General features: G+C 69.9%; 19 protein-coding genes. 8 read left to right on the forward strand and 11 right to left on the reverse strand.

Annotation, left to right across the window (positions count from 1 at the left end):
* Positions 1–5: 5 nt before the first annotated feature.
* Positions 6–3,779 carry a methionine synthase gene (gene metH, locus G6N16_RS15075; RefSeq protein ID WP_083029709.1) on the reverse strand — a complete coding sequence of 1,258 codons (3,774 nt, stop codon included), beginning with the start codon at positions 3,777–3,779 and terminating at the stop codon, positions 6–8.
* Between the two features lie 170 nt (positions 3,780–3,949).
* Here metH and G6N16_RS15080 point away from each other — a divergent pair, with 170 nt between their 5' ends.
* Positions 3,950–4,831 (forward strand): PAC2 family protein, encoded by an 882-nt coding sequence (locus G6N16_RS15080; RefSeq protein WP_083029710.1) that lies wholly within the window; start codon positions 3,950–3,952, stop codon positions 4,829–4,831.
* A gap of 4 nt (positions 4,832–4,835) precedes the next feature.
* Here G6N16_RS15080 and G6N16_RS15085 read toward each other — a convergent pair whose 3' ends face one another.
* Genes G6N16_RS15085 through G6N16_RS15095 form a run of 3 tightly spaced genes read right to left on the reverse strand, consistent with a single transcriptional unit; the run spans position 4,836 to position 7,910 of the window.
* Positions 4,836–5,837 carry a patatin-like phospholipase family protein gene (locus tag G6N16_RS15085; RefSeq protein ID WP_083029711.1) on the reverse strand — a complete coding sequence of 334 codons (1,002 nt, stop codon included), beginning with the start codon at positions 5,835–5,837 and terminating at the stop codon, positions 4,836–4,838.
* A 30-nt stretch (positions 5,838–5,867) separates the two neighbouring features.
* Positions 5,868–7,106 carry a cysteine--1-D-myo-inosityl 2-amino-2-deoxy-alpha-D-glucopyranoside ligase gene (gene mshC / locus G6N16_RS15090; protein ID WP_083029712.1) on the reverse strand — a complete coding sequence of 413 codons (1,239 nt, stop codon included), beginning with the start codon at positions 7,104–7,106 and terminating at the stop codon, positions 5,868–5,870.
* Positions 7,107–7,139: 33 nt separating this feature from the next.
* Positions 7,140–7,910: a 3'(2'),5'-bisphosphate nucleotidase CysQ gene (locus tag G6N16_RS15095; protein ID WP_083029713.1), complete on the reverse strand. Its 771-nt coding sequence runs from the start codon at positions 7,908–7,910 to the stop codon at positions 7,140–7,142.
* 48 nt (positions 7,911–7,958) lie between these two features.
* On the opposite strand from G6N16_RS15095, the gene G6N16_RS15100 reads away from it, so the two are divergent.
* The gene (locus G6N16_RS15100; protein ID WP_083029714.1) at positions 7,959–8,456 is read left to right on the forward strand and encodes an META domain-containing protein; all 498 of its coding nucleotides are present in this window, start codon (positions 7,959–7,961) and stop codon (positions 8,454–8,456) included.
* Here the strand turns inward: G6N16_RS15100 and G6N16_RS15105 are convergent.
* The 5 genes from G6N16_RS15105 to G6N16_RS15125 form a co-directional block, all read right to left on the reverse strand.
* Complete coding sequence (locus tag G6N16_RS15105) at positions 8,453–9,280, reverse strand: Rv2133c family protein (protein WP_083029715.1); 828 nt, start codon at positions 9,278–9,280, stop codon at positions 8,453–8,455. The two genes, G6N16_RS15100 and G6N16_RS15105, sit on opposite strands and share 4 nt — an antisense overlap.
* On the reverse strand, positions 9,264–9,848 hold the full coding sequence (locus tag G6N16_RS15110; protein ID WP_083029716.1) for an Rv2134c family protein: 585 nt from the start codon (positions 9,846–9,848) through the stop codon (positions 9,264–9,266). Before G6N16_RS15110 ends, G6N16_RS15105 begins: the two co-directional genes overlap by 17 nt.
* 57 nt (positions 9,849–9,905) lie before the next feature.
* Complete coding sequence (locus G6N16_RS22060) at positions 9,906–10,127, reverse strand: hypothetical protein (RefSeq protein ID WP_322790459.1); 222 nt, start codon at positions 10,125–10,127, stop codon at positions 9,906–9,908.
* A gap of 378 nt (positions 10,128–10,505) precedes the next feature.
* Complete coding sequence (locus G6N16_RS15120) at positions 10,506–11,186, reverse strand: histidine phosphatase family protein (protein ID WP_083029718.1); 681 nt, start codon at positions 11,184–11,186, stop codon at positions 10,506–10,508.
* A 10-nt stretch (positions 11,187–11,196) separates the two neighbouring features.
* Complete coding sequence (locus tag G6N16_RS15125) at positions 11,197–12,030, reverse strand: undecaprenyl-diphosphate phosphatase (protein WP_083029794.1); 834 nt, start codon at positions 12,028–12,030, stop codon at positions 11,197–11,199.
* A gap of 525 nt (positions 12,031–12,555) precedes the next feature.
* Here G6N16_RS15125 and G6N16_RS15130 point away from each other — a divergent pair.
* From G6N16_RS15130 to G6N16_RS15155, 6 genes are all read left to right on the forward strand, one after another.
* Positions 12,556–13,530 carry a YncE family protein gene (locus tag G6N16_RS15130; protein WP_083029795.1) on the forward strand — a complete coding sequence of 325 codons (975 nt, stop codon included), beginning with the start codon at positions 12,556–12,558 and terminating at the stop codon, positions 13,528–13,530.
* 20 nt (positions 13,531–13,550) lie between these two features.
* On the forward strand, positions 13,551–13,781 hold the full coding sequence (locus G6N16_RS15135; protein WP_407663695.1) for a DUF5703 family protein: 231 nt from the start codon (positions 13,551–13,553) through the stop codon (positions 13,779–13,781).
* A gap of 5 nt (positions 13,782–13,786) precedes the next feature.
* The gene (locus G6N16_RS15140) at positions 13,787–14,863 is read left to right on the forward strand and encodes a quinone-dependent dihydroorotate dehydrogenase (protein ID WP_083029720.1); all 1,077 of its coding nucleotides are present in this window, start codon (positions 13,787–13,789) and stop codon (positions 14,861–14,863) included.
* A 320-nt stretch (positions 14,864–15,183) separates the two neighbouring features.
* Positions 15,184–16,911: a GMC oxidoreductase gene (locus G6N16_RS15145; protein ID WP_197913108.1), complete on the forward strand. Its 1,728-nt coding sequence runs from the start codon at positions 15,184–15,186 to the stop codon at positions 16,909–16,911.
* Complete coding sequence (locus G6N16_RS15150; protein WP_083029722.1) at positions 16,908–17,573, forward strand: hypothetical protein; 666 nt, start codon at positions 16,908–16,910, stop codon at positions 17,571–17,573. The genes G6N16_RS15145 and G6N16_RS15150 overlap by 4 nt, the downstream gene beginning before the upstream one ends.
* Positions 17,570–18,613 (forward strand): alpha/beta hydrolase family protein, encoded by a 1,044-nt coding sequence (locus G6N16_RS15155; protein WP_083029723.1) that lies wholly within the window; start codon positions 17,570–17,572, stop codon positions 18,611–18,613. The genes G6N16_RS15150 and G6N16_RS15155 overlap by 4 nt, the downstream gene beginning before the upstream one ends.
* On the opposite strand, the gene G6N16_RS15160 is transcribed toward G6N16_RS15155, so the two are convergent.
* The gene (locus tag G6N16_RS15160; RefSeq protein ID WP_234805753.1) at positions 18,591–21,206 is read right to left on the reverse strand and encodes a helix-turn-helix transcriptional regulator; all 2,616 of its coding nucleotides are present in this window, start codon (positions 21,204–21,206) and stop codon (positions 18,591–18,593) included. The two genes, G6N16_RS15155 and G6N16_RS15160, sit on opposite strands and share 23 nt — an antisense overlap.
* A gap of 19 nt (positions 21,207–21,225) precedes the next feature.
* A complete protein-coding gene (locus G6N16_RS15165; protein ID WP_083029724.1) occupies positions 21,226–21,753 on the reverse strand; it encodes a YbhB/YbcL family Raf kinase inhibitor-like protein in 528 nt (175 codons plus the stop codon).
* Between the last annotated feature and the right edge of the window lie 11 nt (positions 21,754–21,764).

Consider the following 21,764-nt stretch of genomic DNA (forward strand, 5'->3'; position numbering starts at 1 on the left):
CGGGATCAGTCCTCCGGGTTGTAGCCGAGGTTGGGGCTCAGCCAGCGCTCGGCCTCGGCCAGGGTCCAGCCCTTGCGCTTCGCGTAGTCGGCGACCTGGTCCTGGGCCAGCCGGCCGACCACGAAGTACTGCGACTGCGGGTGCGAGAAGTACCAGCCGCTCACCGCGGCGCCGGGCCACATGGCCATCGAGTCGGTCAGCTCGATGCCGGTGCGCTCGTGCACGTCCATCAACGTCCAGATCGTCGCCTTCTCGGTGTGCTCGGGGCAGGCCGGATAACCCGGCGCCGGCCGGATCCCGACGTAGCGCTCCCCGATCAGCGCCTCGTTGTCCAGGTGCTCGTCGGGCTGATAGCCCCAGAACTCCTCGCGGACCCGCTGGTGCATCCGTTCGGCGAACGCCTCGGCCAGCCGGTCGGCGACCGACTCCAGCAGGATCGCGCTGTAGTCGTCGAGGTCGGCCTTGAACTCCATGATCTTCTCCGTGCTGCCCAGGCCAGCGGTGACGGCGAACGCGCCGACGTAGTCGGCCAGACCGGTGTCCCGGGGCGCGATGTAGTCGCCGAGGGAGCGGTTCGGGATGCCCTCGCGGTGCTCGCCCTGCTGACGCAGGTTGTGCAGGGTGGTGAGCACCTCGGTGCGGGTTTCGTCGGTGTAGACGTCGATGTCGTCGCCGACCGCGTTGGCGGGGAAGAAACCGATCACCCCGTTGGCGCGCAGCCACTTCTGGTCGATCAACGCATCCAGCATGGCCTGGGCGTCGTCGTACAGTTTGCGGGCCGCCTCGCCGGAGGCCGGGTTGTGCAGGATGTCGGGGAAGCGGCCCTTCATCTCCCAGGCGTTGAAGAACGGCTGCCAGTCGATGTACTCCCGGAGCTCGGCCAGGTCGTAGTCGAGAAACGCCCGGACGCCGACGCCCTGGGCGGGCACCGGCGGGGTGTAGCCGTCCCAGTCGATGGGTGCGCGGTTGGCGCGGGCCTGTTCCAGCGTCAGCATCGGCCGTTCGTTCTTCTGCGCGTGCCGTTCCCGCAGCGCCGCGTAGTCGGCAGCGGTGGCCTCCAGCAGCGCCGGACGCTGACGTTCGTCGAGCAGAGCCGCGGCGACCGGCACCGAACGGGACGCGTCCTTGACCCAGACCACGGGGCCTTTGCGGCGGGGCGCGATCTTCACCGCGGTGTGGGCGCGCGAGGTGGTCGCACCGCCGATCAACAGCGGGATCTGCAGGCCCTTGCGTTCCATCTCGACGGCGAAGTTGACCATCTCATCCAGCGACGGGGTGATCAGGCCCGACAGCCCGATGATGTCGGCGTCATATTCCTCTGCGGCGGCCAGGATCTTCTCGGCGGGCACCATCACCCCGAGGTCGATCACCTCGTAGTTGTTGCACTGCAATACAACTCCGACGATGTTCTTCCCGATGTCGTGGACGTCGCCCTTCACCGTCGCCATCACGATGGTGCCGTTGGTGTCGTCGGAGGAGGTGTCTCCCGATTTCGCCTTCTCCGCCTCGATGAACGGCAGCAGGTAGGCGACGGCCTTCTTCATCACCCGCGCCGACTTCACCACCTGGGGCAGGAACATCTTGCCCGCGCCGAACAGGTCGCCGACGACGTTCATGCCGTCCATCAGCGGCCCCTCGATCACCTCGATGGGACGCCCACCCGCGGCGGCGATCTCGGCCCGCAGTTCCTCGGTGTCGGCGTCGACGTGCGCGTCGATGCCCTTGACCAGCGCGTGGGTGATGCGTTCGCGGACGCCTAGGGTGCGCCACTGCGCGGCGGCCGGGTCGGCGTCCGGAGCGCCGGTGCCCTTGCTGTTGAACCGTTCGGCGATCTCCAGCAGCCGCTCGGCCGCGTCCTCGCGCCGGTTCAGTACGACGTCTTCGATGCGGTCCCGCAATTCGGGGTCGATCGAGTCGTAGGGCACCAGGGCACCGGCGTTGACGATGCCCATGTCGAGGCCGGCCTTGATGGCGTGGAACAGGAACACCGCGTGGATCGCCTCGCGGACCGGGTTGTTGCCGCGGAAGGAGAACGACACGTTGGAGATGCCGCCGGAGATGTGCACACCCGGCAGGTTCTCCTTGATCCAGGCGCAGCCCTCGATGAAGTCGATGCCGTAGGTGGCGTGTTCCTCGATGCCGGTGGCCAGTGCGAAGCAGTTCGGGTCGAAGATGATGTCCTCGGCCGGGAAGCCGACCTCCTCGGTCAGGATCCGGTAGGCGCGCCCGCAGATCTCCTTGCGGCGCTCCAGATTATCGGCCTGGCCCTGCTCGTCGAACGCCATGACGACAACGGCGGCGCCATACTTGCGGCACAGTCGCGCCTCGGCCACGAACTTCTCCACGCCCTCCTTCATGGAGATCGAGTTGACGATCGGCTTGCCCTGGACGTTTTTCAGTCCGGTCTCGATGACCTCCCACTTCGAGGAGTCGATCATCACCGGGACCCGGCTGATGTCCGGCTCGGCGGCGATCAGCTTGGTGAACCGGTCCATCGCGGCGACGCCGTCGATCATGCCCTCGTCCATGTTGATGTCGATGACCTGCGCGCCGACCTCGACCTGCTGCAGCGCCACCGACAGCGCGGTGTCATAGTCGGAGGCCTTGATCAGGTTGCGGAACCGGGCCGAGCCGGTGATGTTGGTGCGCTCACCGATGTTCACGAACAGGGACTCGTCGGTGATGTTGAGCGGCTCCAGCCCGGACAGGCGGGTGGCCACCTCGACCTGGGGAACCTCGCGCGGCGCCTTGCCCTCCACCACCCTGGCGATCTCGGCGATGTGCTCGGGTGCGGTTCCGCAGCAGCCACCGACCAGGTTGACCAGACCGGCCTCGGCGAACTCGGCGAGATAGCCCGCCTGACACACCGGGGACTCGTCGTACTCGCCGAAGGCGTTGGGCAGCCCGGCATTCGGGTAGCAGGACACGAAGGTGTCGGCAATCCGCGCCATCTCGGCGATGTAGGGCCGCATCTCCGGCGCGCCCAGGGCACAGTTCAAGCCGACGGCGATCGGACGGGCGTGCCGAATCGAGTTCCAGAACGCCTCGGTGACCTGACCGGACAGCGTCCGCCCGGACGCGTCGGTGATTGTGCCGGAGATGATGACGGGCCAGCGCCGGCCGCGCTGCTCGAACAGCGTCTCGATGCCGAAGATCGCCGCCTTGGCGTTGAGGGTGTCGAAGATCGTCTCGACGATGAGGATGTCGGCGCCGCCGTCGACCAGCCCGGCCGCGGCGTCCAGATAGGCGTCGACCAGCTGGTCGTAGGAGACGTTGCGGGCACCGGGGTCGTTGACGTCCGGTGAGATCGACGCGGTCCGCGTCGTGGGCCCGAGCGCGCCGGCGACATAGCGGGGCTTCTCCGGCGTGCTGAACTCGTCGCACGCTCTGCGGGCCAGCGCGGCACCGGCGTAGTTGAGTTCGTAGCTCAGCTCCGCCATGCCGTAGTCCGACAGCGAGACCGCGTTCGCGTTGAAGGTGTTGGTCTCCAGGATGTCCGCACCCGCGGCGAGGTACTCGCGGTGGATCGCGGAGATGATGTGCGGCTGGGTCAGGGTGAGCAGATCGTTGTTGCCGATCAGGTCGCTGGGCCAGTCGGCGAACCGCTCGCCGCGGTAGCCGGCCTCGTCCGGGCGGTCGCGCTGGATCGCCGTACCCATCGCCCCGTCGATCACCATGATCCGGCGGCGCAGCGTGGCCGTCAGTTCCTCGGTGGCATCCGGCCGGATGTTCGGCACGAAAGGGGCCGGCGCCGCGCTGATCGGCTCGGGGACGTTCACATGCAATCCTTCCGTGACGGAAGGCGTCCTTGCTCCGCCGAGCGTGGCGGATGCCGGCTGACCGCACGGCTCCGTTGCAACGCCTCTCGACGGTGAAAGTCTACGTCGTCAGCCCGACGGCGCCGCGTGCCCTGGCACACCGGGGCCGGTTCAGCCCGTAGGCTTGATCGGTGACCCCGTCGGAGGACCGAGGCCAGGAGCTGCCCGAACTGCGCGACAGCATCGTCGTGGTGGCCTTCGAGGGCTGGAACGACGCCGGTGACGCCGCGACCGCCGCGGTCGAGCATCTGCACGACGTGTGGTCGGCCCGGGTGATCGCCGAGATCGACGACGAGGATTTCTACGACTACCAGGTCAACCGGCCGGTGATCCGCCAGATCGACGGCGTCACCCGGGAACTGCTGTGGCCGACCATGCAGATCTCCTGTTGCCGTCCGCCCGGATCGCAGCGCGACATCGTGCTGATGCGCGGGGTCGAGCCGAATATGCGCTGGCGGACGTTCTGCGCACGGCTGCTGGAGGTGACCAACGCCGTCAACGCCGACACCGTGGTGATCCTCGGGGCGCTGCTGGCCGACACCCCGCACACTCGCCCGGTCCCGGTGTCCGGGGCGGCCTACTCCCCCGATTCGGCGAAATACTTCGGGCTGGAGGAAACCCGCTACGAGGGGCCGACCGGGATTGCGGGGGTGTTCCAGGACGCCTGCGTGACGGCGGGTATCCCGGCGGTGACGTTCTGGGCGGCAGTCCCGCACTACGTGTCGTCGGCGCCGAGCCCGAAGGCCACGGTGGCGCTGCTGCGCCGGGTGGAGGAGGTGCTCGACATCGAGGTACCGCTCGGCGAGCTGCCGGCCCAGGCCGAGGAGTGGGAGAACATGGTCACCGAGATGACCGCCGAGGACGAGGAGATCGCCGACTACGTGGCGTCGCTGGAGGAACGCGGCGACGCCGAGGTCGACCTGACCGAGATGGTCGGCAAGATCGACGGCGACGCGCTGGCCGCGGAATTCGAGCGCTACCTGCGCCGGCGGGGCCCCGGCTTCAGCAAGTGAGTTCTCAGCGGAACCGGGCGCGGTAGTCGTCGAAGTTCCAGGTGGACAGGAACTCCCGGGCCGCGGCGTAGCCGTCGTCGTAGAGGGCGGCCTTGGCATGCGGGGACAGGTCGAATTCCAGCACCCCGACCTGGTGGGTGTCGACCCGGATGGTGCGGGCGGCTACCCGCGGCTGGTTGAGCAGCGTCTGGTCGTGCCCGACGAGAATCGTGGTGACGACCTGTTCCATCAGCGTCGGCGGGCGGACCTTGTGCAGCAGCCGCAACGCCGGGAACACCTCCTCGTTGTGGTCGGGCAGGCTCGGCATCAGCGTGATGCCCAGCGTCGGCCAGCGCGGCGGTTTCTCGTCGGCCCGGTCCAGCGAGTCGATCGGATAGTTCGACAGCAGGCCACCGTCGACCAGCGTCGACACCCCGCCGTCGGGCCGGGCCAGAGTTGCCGGTTTGAAGAAGAACGGGATGGCGGTGGAAGCCCGCACGGCGTCGGCCACCAGTTGCTCGTCGGGATCCAGACCGTAGACCCGGGCGTAGTCCCACGGCAGCCGGACCAGCTGGCCGATGCTGACGTCGGCGACGGTGACCACCAGGCGGTAGCGCTGTTCGGGCGGCAGACCGTCGTCGTCGATGGCCAAGTCTGCAAACGTCCGCACGCCGAACTCCGCGAGGTTCTTGACCAGCCAGTTGTGCAGCGCGTCGCCCCGGTAGATGCCGTCACCGGTCAGCACGCCGACGGCCGGGCCCAACAGCGGTACCCGTTCGACGGGGCCCTGGTCCAGGAAGCTCGCATAGTCGATGTCCATGGCCAGCTGTTCGAGGTCGGGAACCTTGACCCGGCCGGCCGCCGTCGCCGCCGCCAGGATCGCCCCCACGAAGGCGCCGGCCGAGGTACCGGAAATTCGCTGCGCCTCGTATCCCGCATCCGCCAACGCGGCGGCCGCACCGACCAGCGCGATGCCCTTGACTCCCCCACCAGATAGCACCAGATCGGCGCGTTTGCTCGACGGCATACCTTCGACCGTAGTCCCCGCAGCTCTGGCTTAGAGAGCCACGCCGAGCAGCGCGTCGACCGCAGCGGCAAATGACCCCGGGGCTGCGGTGTCGTGTCCGCCGTATTCCAGTGCGTCGGTGACCCAGCCGTCGACGGCGGCCAGCGCCTTGGGTGTGTCGAGGTCGTCGGCGAGATAGCCACGCAGCCGGGTGATCAGATCGGTGGTGTCGGGACCGGCCGGCAGCGCGGCCGCCGCACGCCAGCGGCCCAGGCGCACGGTCGCCTCGGCCAGCACCTCGTCGGTCCAGAACCGGTCGGCGCGGTAGTGTCCGGCGAACAGGCCCAGCCGGATCGCACCGGGGTCGACACCGAGCGCCCGCAGCCGCGACACCAGGACCAGGTTGCCGCGGCTCTTGCTCATCTTGTGGCCGTCCCAGCCGATCATCCCGGCGTGCACGTAGTGCCGGGCGAACCGGCGCGCCGAGGTGGCGGCCTCGGCGTGCGCGGCGGAGAACTCGTGGTGCGGGAACACCAGGTCGACCCCGCCGCCCTGGATGTCGAAGCCGACGCCGAGGCGGTTCAGGGCGATGGCGGAGCATTCGACGTGCCAGCCGGGCCGGCCCGGACCGAACGGGGAATCCCAGCTGGGCTCCCCGTCGCGGGCCGCCCGCCACAGCAGCGCGTCGAGTTCGTCGGCCTTGCCGGCCCGATCGGGGTCGCCGCCCCGCTCGGCGAACAGCTCTGTCATCTGCGCACGGTCCAGCCCCGACTCGTAACCGAACCAGTCGGTGGCCCCGACCCGGTAGTAGATGTCGGGATACTCGGGGTCGTCGACCCGGTAGGCGGCGCCGACGGCCAGCAGCCGCTCCACCAACGTCACCACCTCGCCGATGGTGTCGGTGGCGGCCACGTAGTCGCGCGGCGGCAGCACCCGCAGAGCGGTCATGTCCTCGCGGAAGAGCTCGATCTCGCGGGCGCCGAGGTCGCGCCAGTCGATCCCGTCGCGCTGCGCGCGTTCGAACAGCGGGTCATCGACGTCGGTGACGTTCTGCACGTAGTGCACGTCGTGGCCGCCGTCCCGCAGCACCCGGTTGATCAGGTCGAACGTCAGATACGTTGCGGCGTGCCCGAGGTGGGTGGCGTCATACGGGGTGATGCCGCAGACGTACATGGTGGCCGTGCGCCCCGGCGACACCGGTCGCAGCTGGCGATCCGAGGTGTCATACAGCCGCAGTTGCGGCCCCTGTCCGGGCAGCACCGGAACGTCGTGGGCAGACCAGGACCGCATGGCCCAGACTCTATCGGTGCGCACCGGCGCGGCTCACCGATGGATGGCGTCGAGCAGCACCCGGCCCAAGTCGGCGCGGCAGATCAGCAGATCGGGCAGGTACGGGTCGGGGCGGTTGTAGAGCATCGGGGAGCCGTCGAGGCGGCAGGTGTGCAGACCGGCGGCGCGGGCCACCCCGACCGGGGCCGCCGAATCCCACTCCCATTGCCCGCCGGCGTGCACGTAGGCGTCGACATCGCCGCGTACCACCGCCATCGCCTTCGCTCCGGCCGAGCCGATCCGGACCAGTTCCACCTCCATCCGCTCGGCGATCCGGTACAGCACCGCGGGCGGCCGGTTGGCCGAGGCGGTGATCCGGATCGGGCCGGTGCGCGGTGCGGCGGGGGCGGTGACGGTGTCGCTGCGGTACACCTCGTCGTAGGCCGGCAGGGAGACCGCGGCGTCGGTGATGGTCCCGTCGGGGCCGCCGACGCGCTGCCACAGGGCGATGTGCACGGCCCAGTCCCGCCGCCCCGGCAGCGAGTATTCGCGGGTGCCATCGACGGGGTCGACGATCCACACCCGGTCGGCACTCAGCCGCGCCAGGTCGTCGGGAGCCTCCTCCGAGAGCACCGCGTCATCGGGACGTTCGGCACGCAGCCGGGCCAGGATGTGGGCGTTGGCGCGGGCGTCACCGGCATCGCCGAGATCCCACGGGAAATCGTGGCCGACCTCCTCGCGGACCGCCAGCAGCAACCGGCCGGCGTCGACCGCCAGATCGGCGGCCAGATCGACATCGCTGCGATCGTCGGGGGCAGAGGTCACCCTGCCAGTATCGTGGGCAGCCGGAATCACCGACGAACGGAGGGCCCGATGGGCCGGATTTCAGCAGTCACCGGCACCGCCGCGGTATTGACGGCGGTGGCGGCACTCGCCGCCTGCAACAGCCACAACAGCGGCAGCGCGGCACCGGAAACGAGCGCTTCCGCGGCCGCGCCCGAGAAGCTGGACGGTACGTCCTGGCAGCTGTTACAGATCCAGTCCTCCGACGACGCCCAGGGCATCACCACCGTCGACGACCCGTCGAAGTTCACCGTCTCCTTCGGTCCCGACGGCCAGGCGGCGATCAAACTCGACTGCAATACCGGGGGCGGCAGCTGGACCGCGGAGCCCGCCGAGGGTGGCGAGTCGGGGACCCTGACGTTCGGGCCGATCCGGCAGACGTTGATGGCCTGCGGCGACGGGTCGCTGGACGGTCGGGTGGGCCAGGAGTTGTCGCACGTGACCGGCTATCTGTTCCGCGACGGGCAGTTGCACCTGTCGACGAAGTTCGACGGCTCCACCCTGACCTGGCGACCGACGCCTTCTTAGAACGCCGGCCACGGGATCGGGCGGGACCGCTCGTCGGGGCCGGGTAGCACCGGGTTCTCCAGCAGCCCGCGGGTCCGGCCGGCCAGTGCCGTGATCTCGGCGTCGGTCAGATGCGCGGCCAATTCCGCGCCGAGTTCACCGTCGAGCAGCCCGGCGAACTCGGCGACCGCGGCCAGGGTGTCGTCATCGACCGGCAGGCCGGCCCAACCCCACAGCACCGTGCGCAGTTTGTCCTGGGCGTGCAGGCACAGGCCGTGGTCGACGCCGTACACCCGGCCGTCGGAGCCGGCCAGGATGTGCCCGCCCTTGCGGTCGGCGTTGTTGACCAGCACGTCGAATACGGCCAGCCGGTGCAACCGCCGGTCGTCGGCGTGGACCAGCGCCACCTCGTTGCCGTCGTAGTCCTGCGCCCGCAGCACCGGCAGATAGCCGACCGGCACCTCGGCGACCGGGCACACGTCGACCAGGTCCGGTCCCGGGTCCGCGGTCGGTTCGGGTGAGCCGGCCAGCCCGTCGCCGGCCTGGTTCACCCAGCGCTGCACCATGCCGGGTCCGTGCGGCCCGTCCCGAATCACTGTGTCGGGCACCAGGTTCCAGCCGAGCCGTTCGGAGATGAGGTAGCTGGCCAGTTCCCGCCCGGCCAGCGTGCCGTCGGGAAAATCCCACAGCGGCCGCTCGCCGCGGATCGGCTTGTACACACAGTGCCTCGCTGAACCGTCGGGGAGTTGGGCCTCGCACAGGAAGGTGGCATTGCTCGCCGAACGGATACGGCCCAGCACCTGCAACGCGCCGTGGCGCAAGGTCTCCTCAGTCGGCGGTGTCATCGGCGGCCCCGAACGCCTCGCGCCGGTACCCGTTGGTGCGCACGCAGACATGTCCAGCCGGATCCAGCGGCTCGTCGCACAGCGGGCACGGCGCGCGGCCAGCCGAGATCACCCGGGTCGACCGGCTGGCGAACTGCCGCGCCGATTCCGGGGACAGGAACACCCGGACGGCGTCAGGACCATCCTCGGTGTCCTCCAGCACCACCGACGCGTCGAATTCGTTGTCGGTCACCGCGAGCAGTTCCACCACCACCGAGTTGGCCTCGGCATCCCAGCCCAGGCCCATGGTGCCCACCCGGAACTCCACGTCGACCGGCGTCTGCAGCGGCGAGAGGTCGTCGACCGCGTCGGTTTCCGGCGGCAACGGGGCCCCGAACCGGCGGTGCACCTCGACCAGCAGCGCGCCGATCCGCTCGGCCAACACCGCGACCTGCTGCTTTTCCAGCAGCACCGAGACCACCCGGGATTCGTGGACGGCCTGCAGATAGAAGGTGCGGTTGCCCGGCTCGCCGATGGTTCCGGCAACGAAACGATCGGGGGTGCGGAAGATGTGGATTGCGCGGGCCATTTGCTGTCCAAAATACCGGGTGATCGCCGTACCGATTCGCCGACGTGCGGCAGCGGTTCACAATCCGGCCACGGTCGACGCCAAAACACCGCCGAACACCACCGCGGGCACCGCCATCCCGGCGGCGAATCCGAGGCCGAAGCGACGGCCACCGGCGGTGACCGCGAGAACCGTCTTGACCAGCAGGTTCGACCCCAGCGCGGCGGCGATCGCGACCAGCGCGGTGCCCGTGTCGATGGCACCCATCGACGCCGTCGTCGCCGTCGCCGTCGCCGACACGAACCCGCCGGCACGAACCCGCCGGCCAGGCCGGTGACCAGCAGGCCGCGCTCGGGGCCCAGCGCCCGCACGCCGATGTAACCGACCCAGCCGATGCCGGTGAACAGCACCACCAGCAACCACAGCTTCTCCGGGTTGAGCTGGCCGTAGGGCCCGAGGTCCCGGTCCGGCAGCAGCGGCAGGACGACGAACGCCACGACGAAGAACTTGATGGCGTCCTCCACCTCGACTTCGGTGAGGATCCGCCGGACGAACCGGTGGATGCGAGTCTTGGACCACAGCAGGGTGGTCACGATGACCGCGACCGCGACCGCCACCAGGAACGGTTCGATCTGCTGCCAGTTCGCGTCAACTCCTCAGCGGTCCGGAACCCAGTAGTCAGGCGGTGGAACCGCCGACCGGTGCGTCGCCGGTCGGCGTCTCGACGGACGCCGACAGGGCGGCGGCCAGCGCCGACCCGGTGTGATTGATGTGCACGACGAACGGTCGCACCGGCGTGTAGCGGATGACGCTCATCGACGCCGGGTCGGCCACGATGCGCTGGAATCCGTCCAGGTGCAGGCCGAGCGCGTCGGCGAGCACCGACTTGATGACGTCACCGTGCGTGCACGCCAGCCAGAGCACGTCGCCGCCGGCGCCCTCGGCCAGACGCCGGTCGTGCTCCCGGATCGCCGCGACCGCTCGGGTCTGCACCTCGGCCAGTCCCTCGCCGTCGGGGAACACCGCCGCGCTGGGTTGCTGCTGCACGACCTTCCACAGGGGTTCGCCGGCCAGGTCGGTGAAGGTGCGGCCGGTCCAGCTGCCGTAGTCGACCTCGACCAGGCGTTCGTCGATGACCTGCTCCAGCCCCAGGGCGGCGGCCAGCGGTTCCAGCGTGCGTTCGCAGCGCAGCAACGGGGAACGGACCAGCGCCGCAATCCGCAGCCCGGCGAGCCGGTCGACGACGCCGGCCGCCTGCTCGCGGCCGGTGTCGTCGAGGTCGACGCCGGGGCTGCGTCCGGCCAGGGTGTGGGCGGTGTTGGCGGTGGATCGGCCGTGCCGCAACAGGATGACGGTCATCGGGGGCGCCTCACGACGCCGCCAGCACGCCGGTGCCCAACAGGGCCATCACCACGGTGCCCAGCAGGATCCGGTAGCCGACGAACCAGTACATGCTGTGGTTGCTGACGAACCGCAGCAGCCAGGAGATCGCAGCGTATCCGACGACGAAGGTGATGATCACCGAGACCAGCAGCTGCGGGCCGGTGGCGCTCATCCCTTCGGTGACCGGTTTCCAGGCGTTGGGCAGTTCGTGCAGGCCGGAGGCGAAGACTGCGGGGATGCCGAGCAGGAAGCCGAACCGGGCGGCCAGCGCCCGGTCCATGCCCAGGAACAGCCCGGCGCTGATCGTCGACCCGGACCGGGATACCCCGGGGATCAGTGCCAGGCACTGGGCGAAGCCGACGGCCACCCCGTCGCGCACGGTGAGGTCCTCGGCGTGGCGGGTCTGGCGGCCGAAGTATTCCGCCGCGGCGATCACGAAGGAGAACGCCACCATCGCTGTCGCGATTACCCATAGGTTGCGCACGTCGCCACGGATGAAGTGCTGGAAGACCACGCCGATCACCACGATCGGGATGCTGCCGATGATGACCAGCCAGCCCATCCGGTAGTCGACGTTGTCGCGGTGGGTTTTGATCAGCAGGCCGTCGAACCAGGCCCGCACGATCCGGACGATGTCGCGGGCGAAGTAGGCCAGCACGGCAATCTCGGTGCCCAGCTGGGACACCGCGGTAAACGACGCCCCGGCGTCGTCGGAGAAGAACAGCCGCGAGGTGATCGCCAAGTGCCCCGACGAGGACACCGGAAGGAACTCGGTCAGGCCCTGTACGACGGAGAGCACCACGACCTGAAGCCACGACATGGCCGACACGGCGGTATCCACGCCGACGACCGTACCGCCAAATACTGATCACAACGGTGTTGCGCACCCCGCCGGTCTACGTGGTGTCGTGGCGATCATCCACCCGGTGAACAGTGCCGGAATCGCCAGGAAGAGGTAGAACCACACCGCCAGCGTCTGGTTGGAAAACATGGGGCTCCGGTTCGGCTCCTCGGCCGAGGCGCGGGATGTGTAACCCAAGTGGTCCTTCGGCGGGGAAATGGGCGTTGATCGACCAGTTACGTACACCCAGGCGGGCTCGGCAGGCAGCTGACCTGGGAATTTGCCCGTGATGGGGAATCGTGGCTGTCCGTAAGTGGTCTGTCGAGGAGCCGACGGACGCCGACAGACCACTTAGCTGCATGCCCCGACAACCTCCGGCGAAGGTCCTTCACGAACCGCCCGAATACACTCGACCGGACCCGTCGCCCAGCCGAAGAGAACACCGTGCCCCGCTACGCCTGCCCCACCGCCGCCCGGCGCGCCCTGGCCGGGGCGTGTGTGCTGATGCTGCTGGCCGGTTGCTCATGGATGCCCGACAAGCACCTGGGCGGGGCGCCGCCGACCATCGAGACGGCCCGGCCCGCGGTCTCCCCCGCGACGACCGTCACGCCGGCCGGCACGGTCCGTCCGCTGGCGGGCATCCCGCAGGCTGCGCTGGTCGACCCGGACACCGCGTCGTTGGTCGTGCTGGTCGGCGGCGACACCCCCTCCCTGCAGGTTCTCGGATCCACCTCGGGCACCCGGGTGATTCCGCTGCCCAAGACCGCGCCGACGACCGCACTCGCGGCCGCGCAACCGGGCACGGTGCTGCTGACCACCCGCGGCGGTTATCTCACGGTCGACCTGCGGGCCGGCACGGTGACCCGCATCGACATCGACGGCCAGGCGAACACCGATTTCACCGCGATCGCCCGGCGCGCCGACGGCCGGTTGCTGCTCGGCACCGTCGACGGCACCCTGCTGCTGTTGGCCGGGCCCGCCCAGGTCGCCCACTCCGAGCGGATCTTCGCCCGGGTGGACGCCATCGTCACCCAGGGCGACATCGGGGTGGTGCTGGATCGAGGGCAGACCTCGGTCACGGCGGTCAACACCGACGGCAGCCCCGGTGAGGCGCTGCGGGCCGGCGAGGGCGCGACCACCATGGTCGCCGACAGCGCGGGCCGGGTGCTGGTCACCGACACCCGGGGCGGGGAACTCCTGGTGTTCGGCACCGACCCGCTGATCATGCGTCAGCGCTACCCGGTGCCCTCCTCCCCGTTCGGTCTCGCCGGGTCGACCGCGCTGGCCTGGGTGTCCACCACGGTCGACAACAAGGTGACCGGGTACGACCTATCCACCGGCATCCCGGTGCAGCGCGTGCAGTACCCGACGGTGTCCCAACCGGACCTGCTGGCCCACGACGCGGCGACCGACACCCTCTACGTGGTGTCGACGACGGGCGCCGGTGTCCAGATGATCGCGCACGCGAGTCGCCCGTGAGCCGCGCGTCGCGCGGGCGGATGCCGGCCGCCTGGGAAGCCGATCTGTCCGACGAGTACGAGTGGATCCCGTTGCGGCTGCCGCCGGACGTCACCCGGCTGACCGCCTCCACCCGACTGTCCATCGAGGCGGCCTATCGCGGCTGGGAACTGACGAAGGTCCGGCTCTACAGCGACGGTAGCCGCCGGGTTCTGCTGCGCCGCAAGAAGATCCGGTTGAATCCGCTGGCCGACACGGTGATGGGACCCTAGAACGCATGTATGACCTGCTGCGCGCCGCCATGTTCCGGGTGCCACCGGAACGCATCCACACCGTCGTCTTCGCCGGCCTGCGCGCGGCGACGGCCACCGCACCGGCGCGCGTCGCGCTGCGCCGACGCCTGGCCCCGGCCGACCCGATCCTGGCCAGCACCGTCTTCGGTGTCCGGTTTCCCGGACCGCTGGGGCTGGCCGCCGGATTCGACAAGGACGGGCAGGGACTGAACACCTGGGGGGCGCTCGGCTTCGGCTACGCCGAGGTCGGCACCGTCACCGCGGCGGCCCAGCCCGGCAACCCCTCGCCCCGGCTGTTCCGGCTGCCGGCCGACCGTGCGCTGCTCAACCGGATGGGCTTCAACAACCACGGAGCCGGGGAACTGGCGCTGCGGCTGGCGCGGGAACATTCCGATGTACCGATCGGGGTGAACATCGGCAAGACCAAGCTGACCCCGCCCGAGGGCGCGGTCGAGGACTACCGGGCCAGCGCCCGGCTGCTCGGCCGGCTCGCGGACTATCTGGTGGTCAACGTCAGTTCGCCGAACACCCCCGGCCTGCGGGACCTGCAGGCGGTCGAGGCGTTGCGCCCGATCCTGGCCGGGGTGCTCCAGGAGACGCCGACCACCCCGGTGCTGGTCAAGATCGCGCCGGACCTGTCCGATGAGGACGTCGACGCGGTCGCCGACCTGGCGCTCGAGCTGGGTCTGGCCGGGATCGTCGCGACCAACACCACGATATCGCGGGCACATCTGGCGACCGCGGGCGTCGAGCAGCTGGGATCCGGTGGCATCTCCGGGCCGCCGGTCGCCGCCCGGTCGCTGGCGATCCTGCGCCGCCTGCGGGCTCGGGTGGGCGAGCGCTTGGTGCTGATCAGCGTGGGTGGCATCGAGACGGCGGAGGACGCCTGGACCCGCATCACCGCGGGCGCCGCCCTGTTGCAGGGCTACACCGGATTCATCTACGGCGGCGGGTTGTGGGCAAAGCACATTCACGACGGCATCGCCGCACGCCTGCACGCCGGTGGCTTCGCATCGCTGGCCGAGGCGGTCGGGTCGGGCGCCGTCGGGCCGACCGGGTAGTCATACAAAACAGGTAGTGACTACGCATGTGCCGTGAAGGCCCATCGCAGTAATGTGTGATGCGAGGCACAGCGGGCAGTTCGTTCAGGGGGAGCAGGACGGCCGGGCCGCACAGCCGGGGGGCGTGGGTCAACGTCCGTCCGCTGACCGGTGTGCCCGAACGTGGACCGGGCGGGACCTTGAGGGGTCGCCCGGTCCACGTTGGTATTTGCGGCGGACCTCCAGACGTGGTGCGCTGTCCCGCCTAAGTTCCCCCGTTTCGGCCCCCGATCGCGGTTAACTATCCGGCGACGATGGTTGTGGGGCCGGAGGGGGTTGGGTTGAGTACCGAGGCGACGGAATTACCCGACCGCACCGAGGTGCTGGTCATCGGCTCCGGCTTCGGTGGATCCGTCGTCGCCGCCGAACTCGCGACCGCGGGGACGCAGGTGTGTGTCGTCGAACGCGGCAACGAATACCCGCCGGGCAGTTTTCCCCGGGGCCCCGCGGAGTACGCCACAAACTTCTGGGATCCGCACCGCGGCCTGTTCGGCATGTTCGACGTGTGGACCTTCCGCGGGCTGGAAACCGTGGTGGCCAGCGGCCTCGGCGGCGGGTCGTTGATCTACGCCAACGTGATGCTACGCAAGCCGGCGACCTGGTTCCGTCAACCACACCCCTACCGGCCCGGCGTCGAGGAACAGTGGAGTTTCGACCGCGCCGCACTCGAACCGCACTACGACGCCGTCGAGGACTTCCTGCGCGTGCAGAAATTGCCCACCGAGGCCACCGACGACCCGCTCGATCCCGCCTATCGGCTGCCCAAGACGCTCGCCTTCGCCGGCACCGGCAACGCAGCGCTGGCGCCGCTGGCCGTACAGTTCCGCAACGAGGCCGGGCACGCGGTGATCGGCGGCGGCGTCCCGGATCCCGGATATCCCAACCTGTTCGGCGCCGCGCGGCGCACCTGCCGGCTGTGCGGCGAGTGCGACGTCGGGTGCAACGACGGCGCCAAGAACAGCATGGACCACACCTACCTGTCGCTGGCCAAGGCGCACCATGCCACCCTGCACACCCGCACCAAGGTCACCCGCATCACCCGGGGGCCCGCCGGCGGGTTCGAGGTCGCGGTCAAGGTCTACCCGCCGGCCCCGCCGGGGCGCACCGTCATACCGCGGCGCCGGACGATCATCGCGGACCGGGTGGTGCTGGCTGCCGGAACACTCGGCAGCGGCTACCTGATGCTGCGCAACCGCGAGCACCTCGGCCTGCACAACCCCGCGCTGGGCTCCCGGTTCTGCGGCAACGGGGACCTGCTGGGTTTCATCCTCGGCGCGGCGGAGTCGCTGGCGGGCTGGCGCGGCCCGGTGATCACCTCCTACCTGGAGTTTCCCGACCAGACCGATACCCGCCTGGCCACCGACCTGGGGATGTACATCCAGGACGCCGGCTATCCGGAGTTCGCGGCCTGGCTCACCGACACCGCGGCATCTCTGCGGCGACTGCCGAAGATGGCGAAGGTGATCATCGGCGAGGCAGTCGGACGCAAGTTGGGGCGCACCGACACCTCGCTGTCGGCCGAGCTCAGCGAGCTGCTGGGCCGCCCGACCATCACCTCGCACGGCCTGCCGGTGCTCGGCATGGGAATGGACGTCGCCGACGGCACCCTGTTCTTGCAGACGAAGCACCCGAAGGTCATGGACAACACCTGGAGCACGGCGTCGTCGGCCGAATACTTCGACGTGCTCGTCGACCGGATGCGCAACCTCGCCGCCCAATTGGGCGGCCGGCTGACGCTCAACCCCACCTACCGGTTCCGGCGGGTGATCTCGGTGCACCCGTTGGGTGGCTGCCCGGCCGACACCGACCACAGCCTCGGGGTGGTCGACGGTATGGGCCGGGTCCGCGGCGTACCCGGGATGCGGATCTGCGACGGGTCGGTCTTCCCCGGTCCGGTCGGCGCGAACCCGTCACTGACCATCGCCGCGTTCGCCCGCCGCGTCGCGCTGGACATGCGCGACAACGAGAACACCGATCCACAGTCCTGGCCGCAGGTGGGTGTGGCATGAGGGTCGACTTCACCGAGGAGATGCGCGGCTTCTACGCGCCCGGGGCCCCCGGATATGACACCGGTGAGATCCTGGGCCGCGCCGAAGGCATCCGGCTGGGATTCCGGCTCACCATCGGTACCGATGACGTCGCCGCCATGATCGCCGACCACAACCACCGGATGCGGGCCGTCGGCACCATCACCTGCAAGGAGTTCGGCCCCGCCGCCCTGTCCACCGACGGCCAGTTCGAACTGTTCGCGCCGGCCCAGCGGGGGCGCTACAGCATGCGCTACCGGCTGCCGTTTCGCGCCTGGGACGGCCAGCCGATGACCCTGCTGGGCTACAAAGACGTCGGCGACGACCACGGCCCGGACATGTGGCCGGACACCACCACCTGTTACACGCGGCTGTGCCACGGGTCGGCGGACTGGCCGACCGACCCCGGTGAGCCCGACGGTTCTGACATCGCCGGGCCTCTTCCTCGCGGAACCACACCGCTCGTCGAACCCGGCGAGCCCGACGAGCACGCCCGCGGCATCCTGCGGCTGACCGCGCCGATGTTCGCCCGCCAGCTGGCCACCTTCCGCGGCACCCCCGAGGGGCTGGCCCGCTTCGGGGTGTTCTTCGGCCAGGGGTTGCTGCGCGCCTACCGCGGCCCGTTCCGGAGGTACTCGGTGTGAGCCCGGCCGACGTCGTGGTGGAAACCGTCCCGTTCACCGCCGGGGACGGAATGAAGTTGAACCTCAAGCGGATCCGCGGGTCCGTCGCCCCGTGGAAGGGTCCGGTGCTGCTGGCGCCCGGCGCCGGGGTGCGCGCCGAGCTGTTCCGCCCGCCCGAGGCGGTCACCGTCGTCGACGCCCTGCTCGCCGACGGGTGGGAGGTGTGGCTGGAGAACTGGCGGGCCAGTATCGACGTGCCTCGCAACCGGTGGAACCTGGATCAGGCCGCCGCCTACGACCATCCGCAGGCGGTGCGCACCATCTGCGACCTCACCGGCGCCGAGCGGGTCAAGGCGGTGGTGCACTGTCAGGGATCGAGCAGCTTCATGCTGGCGGTGGCGGCCGGGCTGCTGCCCGAGGTGGACAACATCGTCGCCAACTCGATGTCGTTGCACCCGGTGGTGCCGGCCTTCTCCGCGTTCAAGTTACGCCGGCTGGTACCGCTGATCGCACCGCTGCTCCCCTACGTCGACACCCGGTGGGGCGAACCCGGCCATCCCCCGCCCAATCCGGCGGCCCGGGCACTGGTGGCGATGGTGCACGCCACGCACCGCGAGTGCGCCAACAGTTCCTGCCGGATGATCAGCTTCACCTACGGTTCGGGGCGCCCTGCCCTGTGGTCACACGAGAACCTCTCGGAGAGAACCCACGACTGGCTGCGGGCCGAGTTCGGCGCGGTGCCACTGAGTTTCTTCGGCCAGATGGCGCGTTCCGTACATGCCGGGCAGTTGCTGCCCACCGGCCAGTTCTCATGCCTGCCAACGGATCTGCTGAATCACCGGCCGAAATCCGAGGCGCGCATCGCGCTGCTCACCGGTTCGCAGAACCGATGTTTCCTGCCCGAAAGTCAGTACCGGACACTGGAATACCTGGAGAAACACCGGCCGGGCGGGCCGCAGTCGATCAAGGAATTCGACGGCTACGGGCACCTGGACGTCTTCTTCGCCCGCTACGCCGCCCGGGACATCTTCGACTACATCATCGAGCAGCTGAACCGCTGACCGCCTCGGCCAGTCCCATCCGGTCCGCGACCCCGAGTTTGGTGCATGCCCGGTAGACGTGGCCCTCCACCGTGCGCACCGATACGCACAGCTGCTCGGCGATCACCTTATTGCTCAGGCCGTCGGCCACCAGCACGGCGATGTTGCGTTCCCGTTCCGTCAGCGGCAGCGGCGCCAATGCCTGTTCGAGGGCGGGGGTGGCCGGGGAGTCGCACGCGGCCGCCCACTTGGCCGCGCACCCCCGCGCCCGTAATTGCGCCGCACCGGCGCCGGCGGCGCCGTGGCGTACCGCGGCCTGCGCGGCGGCGTCGGCGGCGGCGGCCAGTCGGCCGGCCGTGGCGAACTCCGAGGCCACCTCCTCCAGCGCAACGGGATCGCCGTCGCCCAGCGCCCGCGCGTATCGGGCGATCAGCGCCGACATTGCCGTGCCCAGCCGCGCCGCGACCCGTTCGGCGGCGGGGACCACGCCGCGGTCGCCGAGCCGCACCGAATCGAGCACCGCAAGCGGGGCAACGCCGTACTGCCCGGCGCGTTCGGCGACCTCGACCGCGCGGCGGGCGGCGGCAACGGCGGCCGGCAGGTCACGGCGCGCCGCGTGTGTCCAGGCCCGGGCGAGTTCCAACTCCGGTGCGTACATGGCCGAGCGCATCCCGTAGCCGGCCTCCGCCCGGGCCAGCACCTCGGCGGCCTGCGCGTGATCCCCGCGCTGGCCCAGCAACCGAGCCTGCACCATCAGTGCCAGCGGACCCCAGGAGTACCCGGTGCCGGCCAATGCCACGGCGCTGGGCACCAGCAGCGCCGAGGCCTCGGTCAGGGCACCGCGGGCGGCCAGCACGGTGGCCAGCAGAATGTCGGCGATGGCTCGGCCCGGCTGCCGGATGCCGGCAAAGTCCAGGCATTGACGGGCAAACGCCTCGGCCCCGTCGACGTCACCGTTGGCCAGCGCCGCGGTGGTCTGGCCGAGTCCGATGGTGAACCGCAACAGGCCGGGCGGTAGCATCGCCAATCCTCGTTCGGCCAGCGCGGGGACCGGTTCGCAGCATCCCATCCGGGCGTTGGCCAGCGCCGCGGTGGCCGCCGCCCAGGCGACGGCCAGATCGTCGGCGGTGTCCGAGGCCAGCACCCGTTCGGCGTCGCGCCGCGCATCGACGATCTCACCGGCATTGAGCGCGAACGTCGCCGCCAGCGCGTCGAGCACGTCGCGGCTGCTCGGATTGACGACCCGGGTGCGGATCTGTGCCAGCAACTCCCTGGCCCGCTCGGACTCGCCGCGCATCCAGAACTGGTTGGCGGCCTTGGGCAGGACCCAGGCCACCAGATCAGTCTCGGACAGGGTGTCGATCTCGATGGCGTCCAGCACCTCGTCGGCCTCCGCCCCGCGGCCCTGCCAGGCCAGTGAATGTGCAAGCGGAAGCCGTGCGTAGAGGCTCTCCTTGCCATCCAGCGCTCCCCTGGCCAGCGTCTCGGTCAGCTGGAGGTCGCCGAGCCGCATGGCCTCCCAGGCCGCAACCAGCAGCTCGGCGGATCCCAGGGGGGTGTCGGTCTCCAGGGACAGCTGCGCCAGCCGCAGCCGGTCGCTGACGTGATCGGGATCGCGGGCGGCGATTTGGGCGACGAATTCGGCGCTGATCCGACGACGGGATAGCACCCCCAGCTCGCTGCGCACGCATTCGGCGTAGAGCGGATGGCCCGAAAGCACCACGGTGTCTGGGCCGCGCACCGAGATGGTCACCGCACCGGCCGACTCGGCCTGTTCGACGGCGTCCGCGCCCACCAGTTCGGCCAAATCGCGCAGCGCCAGCGGCTCATCGATGGCCAGATACTGCAGCACCCGGCGTGCGTCGGGCGGCAGCAGGTCCAGTTGCCGCCCGATCAGGGTGGCCAACGGCACCGACAGTGTCGCCGTGCCGTGCAGCTGCCACACGCCCTGAGCGCTGCGCAACGCCCCGGTCCGCACTGCCTCCTCGACCAGGTGCCGCGCGAAAAGCGGGTTGCCGCCACTGATCTCGAACAGCCGGTCGGCGGTGCTGCTGACCAGAGGTCCACCGAGGACCGATTCGATCAGCTCGACGGTCTCTTCCCGAGACAGTGCTTCGATATCGAGGCGGGTGACCAGCTGGTCCTTCCACAGTGCGGTGATGGCCGCCGGCGCCTCGATGTCGTCGCGCATGGTCAGGACCAGCCTGACCTGCGAGTGAATCATCAGTTGGTGCAGCAGCGTCGCGGACAGTTCGTCGAGGTGCTGGGCATCGTCGACGACGACCAGCATCCGGCGCTCGTCGACGTCCTGGCACAGCGACATTCGTGCGGCCCGCAGCAGGGTGGCCGATTCGGCGACCGGCGCCAGCTCGAGCAGATGGCTCAGCGCGCGGAACGGGATGTCGGCGGCCGACGCGGTGGCGCCGATCCAGCGCAACACCGACCGGCGGTCCCCGGTGCTGTGCCGTTCGGCCAGCCGGCGGGCCAGCGCGGTCTTACCGACCCCGGCCGCGCCGACCAGCGCCAGGCCTCGGTGACCGGGGCTTGAGAGCGCGGCGTCGATGCGCGCCCAGACCGAAGTCCGCGGTGCATCGCGCCAGGGCAGTTCGCTCACCAGTCGATGTTACGGCCGGTCAACGCTGGTATGTGCCGTGGATGACGGAACGGGCGATGGCATTGCTGAACAGATTGAAACCCAGGAAGGCGGGGGTGGCATCCTCGGGGATGTCGAGGCGCTCCACACCGACGGCGTGCACGGCCACCAGGTAGCGGTGCGGCCCGTGTCCGGGCGGAGGGGCGGCACCGAGGAATCGACGCAGGCCGGCGTCGTTGGCCAGGGTGAGCGCATCGCCCGGCAGCGAACTGCCGTCACCGACACCGGCGGGCAGGTCGGTGCACGTGGCGGGCAGGTTGGCCACCGCCCAATGCCAGAACCCGGACACCGTCGGGGCATCGGGGTCATAGACCGTGACGGCGAAGCTGCGGGTCTCCTCGGGGAAGCCCGACCAGCTCAACTGCGGCGATTCGTCCTCCCCACCGGCGCCGAAGATGCCGCTGACCTGCGGATTCGCCAGCGGACCGCCGTCGGTGAAGGACTGGCTGGTCAGCGTGAAGCTCGGCAGCTCGGGCAGGAAGTCGTAGGGGTTGTACGGAAAAGCCACGGTGGGGGTTC

This window comes from Mycolicibacterium insubricum (genome assembly GCF_010731615.1).
Taxonomy (GTDB): domain Bacteria; phylum Actinomycetota; class Actinomycetes; order Mycobacteriales; family Mycobacteriaceae; genus Mycobacterium; species Mycobacterium insubricum.

Excerpts from the sequence above, each read along its gene's own strand:
- G6N16_RS15085 (WP_083029711.1), bottom strand. The coding sequence starts at position 5,837 with ATGCCGTCGAGCAAACGCGCCGATCTGGTGCTATCTGGTGGGGGAGTC.
- mshC (WP_083029712.1), bottom strand. The coding sequence starts at position 7,106 with ATGCGGTCCTGGTCTGCCCACGACGTTCCGGTGCTGCCCGGACAGGGG.
- G6N16_RS15100 (WP_083029714.1), top strand. The coding sequence starts at position 7,959 with ATGGGCCGGATTTCAGCAGTCACCGGCACCGCCGCGGTATTGACGGCG.
- G6N16_RS15105 (WP_083029715.1), bottom strand. The coding sequence starts at position 9,280 with ATGACACCGCCGACTGAGGAGACCTTGCGCCACGGCGCGTTGCAGGTG.
- G6N16_RS15110 (WP_083029716.1), bottom strand. The coding sequence starts at position 9,848 with ATGGCCCGCGCAATCCACATCTTCCGCACCCCCGATCGTTTCGTTGCC.
- G6N16_RS15120 (WP_083029718.1), bottom strand. The coding sequence starts at position 11,186 with ATGACCGTCATCCTGTTGCGGCACGGCCGATCCACCGCCAACACCGCC.
- G6N16_RS15125 (WP_083029794.1), bottom strand. The coding sequence starts at position 12,030 with ATGTCGTGGCTTCAGGTCGTGGTGCTCTCCGTCGTACAGGGCCTGACC.
- G6N16_RS15130 (WP_083029795.1), top strand. The coding sequence starts at position 12,556 with ATGCTGCTGGCCGGTTGCTCATGGATGCCCGACAAGCACCTGGGCGGG.
- G6N16_RS15135 (WP_407663695.1), top strand. The coding sequence starts at position 13,551 with ATGCCGGCCGCCTGGGAAGCCGATCTGTCCGACGAGTACGAGTGGATC.
- G6N16_RS15140 (WP_083029720.1), top strand. The coding sequence starts at position 13,787 with ATGTATGACCTGCTGCGCGCCGCCATGTTCCGGGTGCCACCGGAACGC.
- G6N16_RS15150 (WP_083029722.1), top strand. The coding sequence starts at position 16,908 with ATGAGGGTCGACTTCACCGAGGAGATGCGCGGCTTCTACGCGCCCGGG.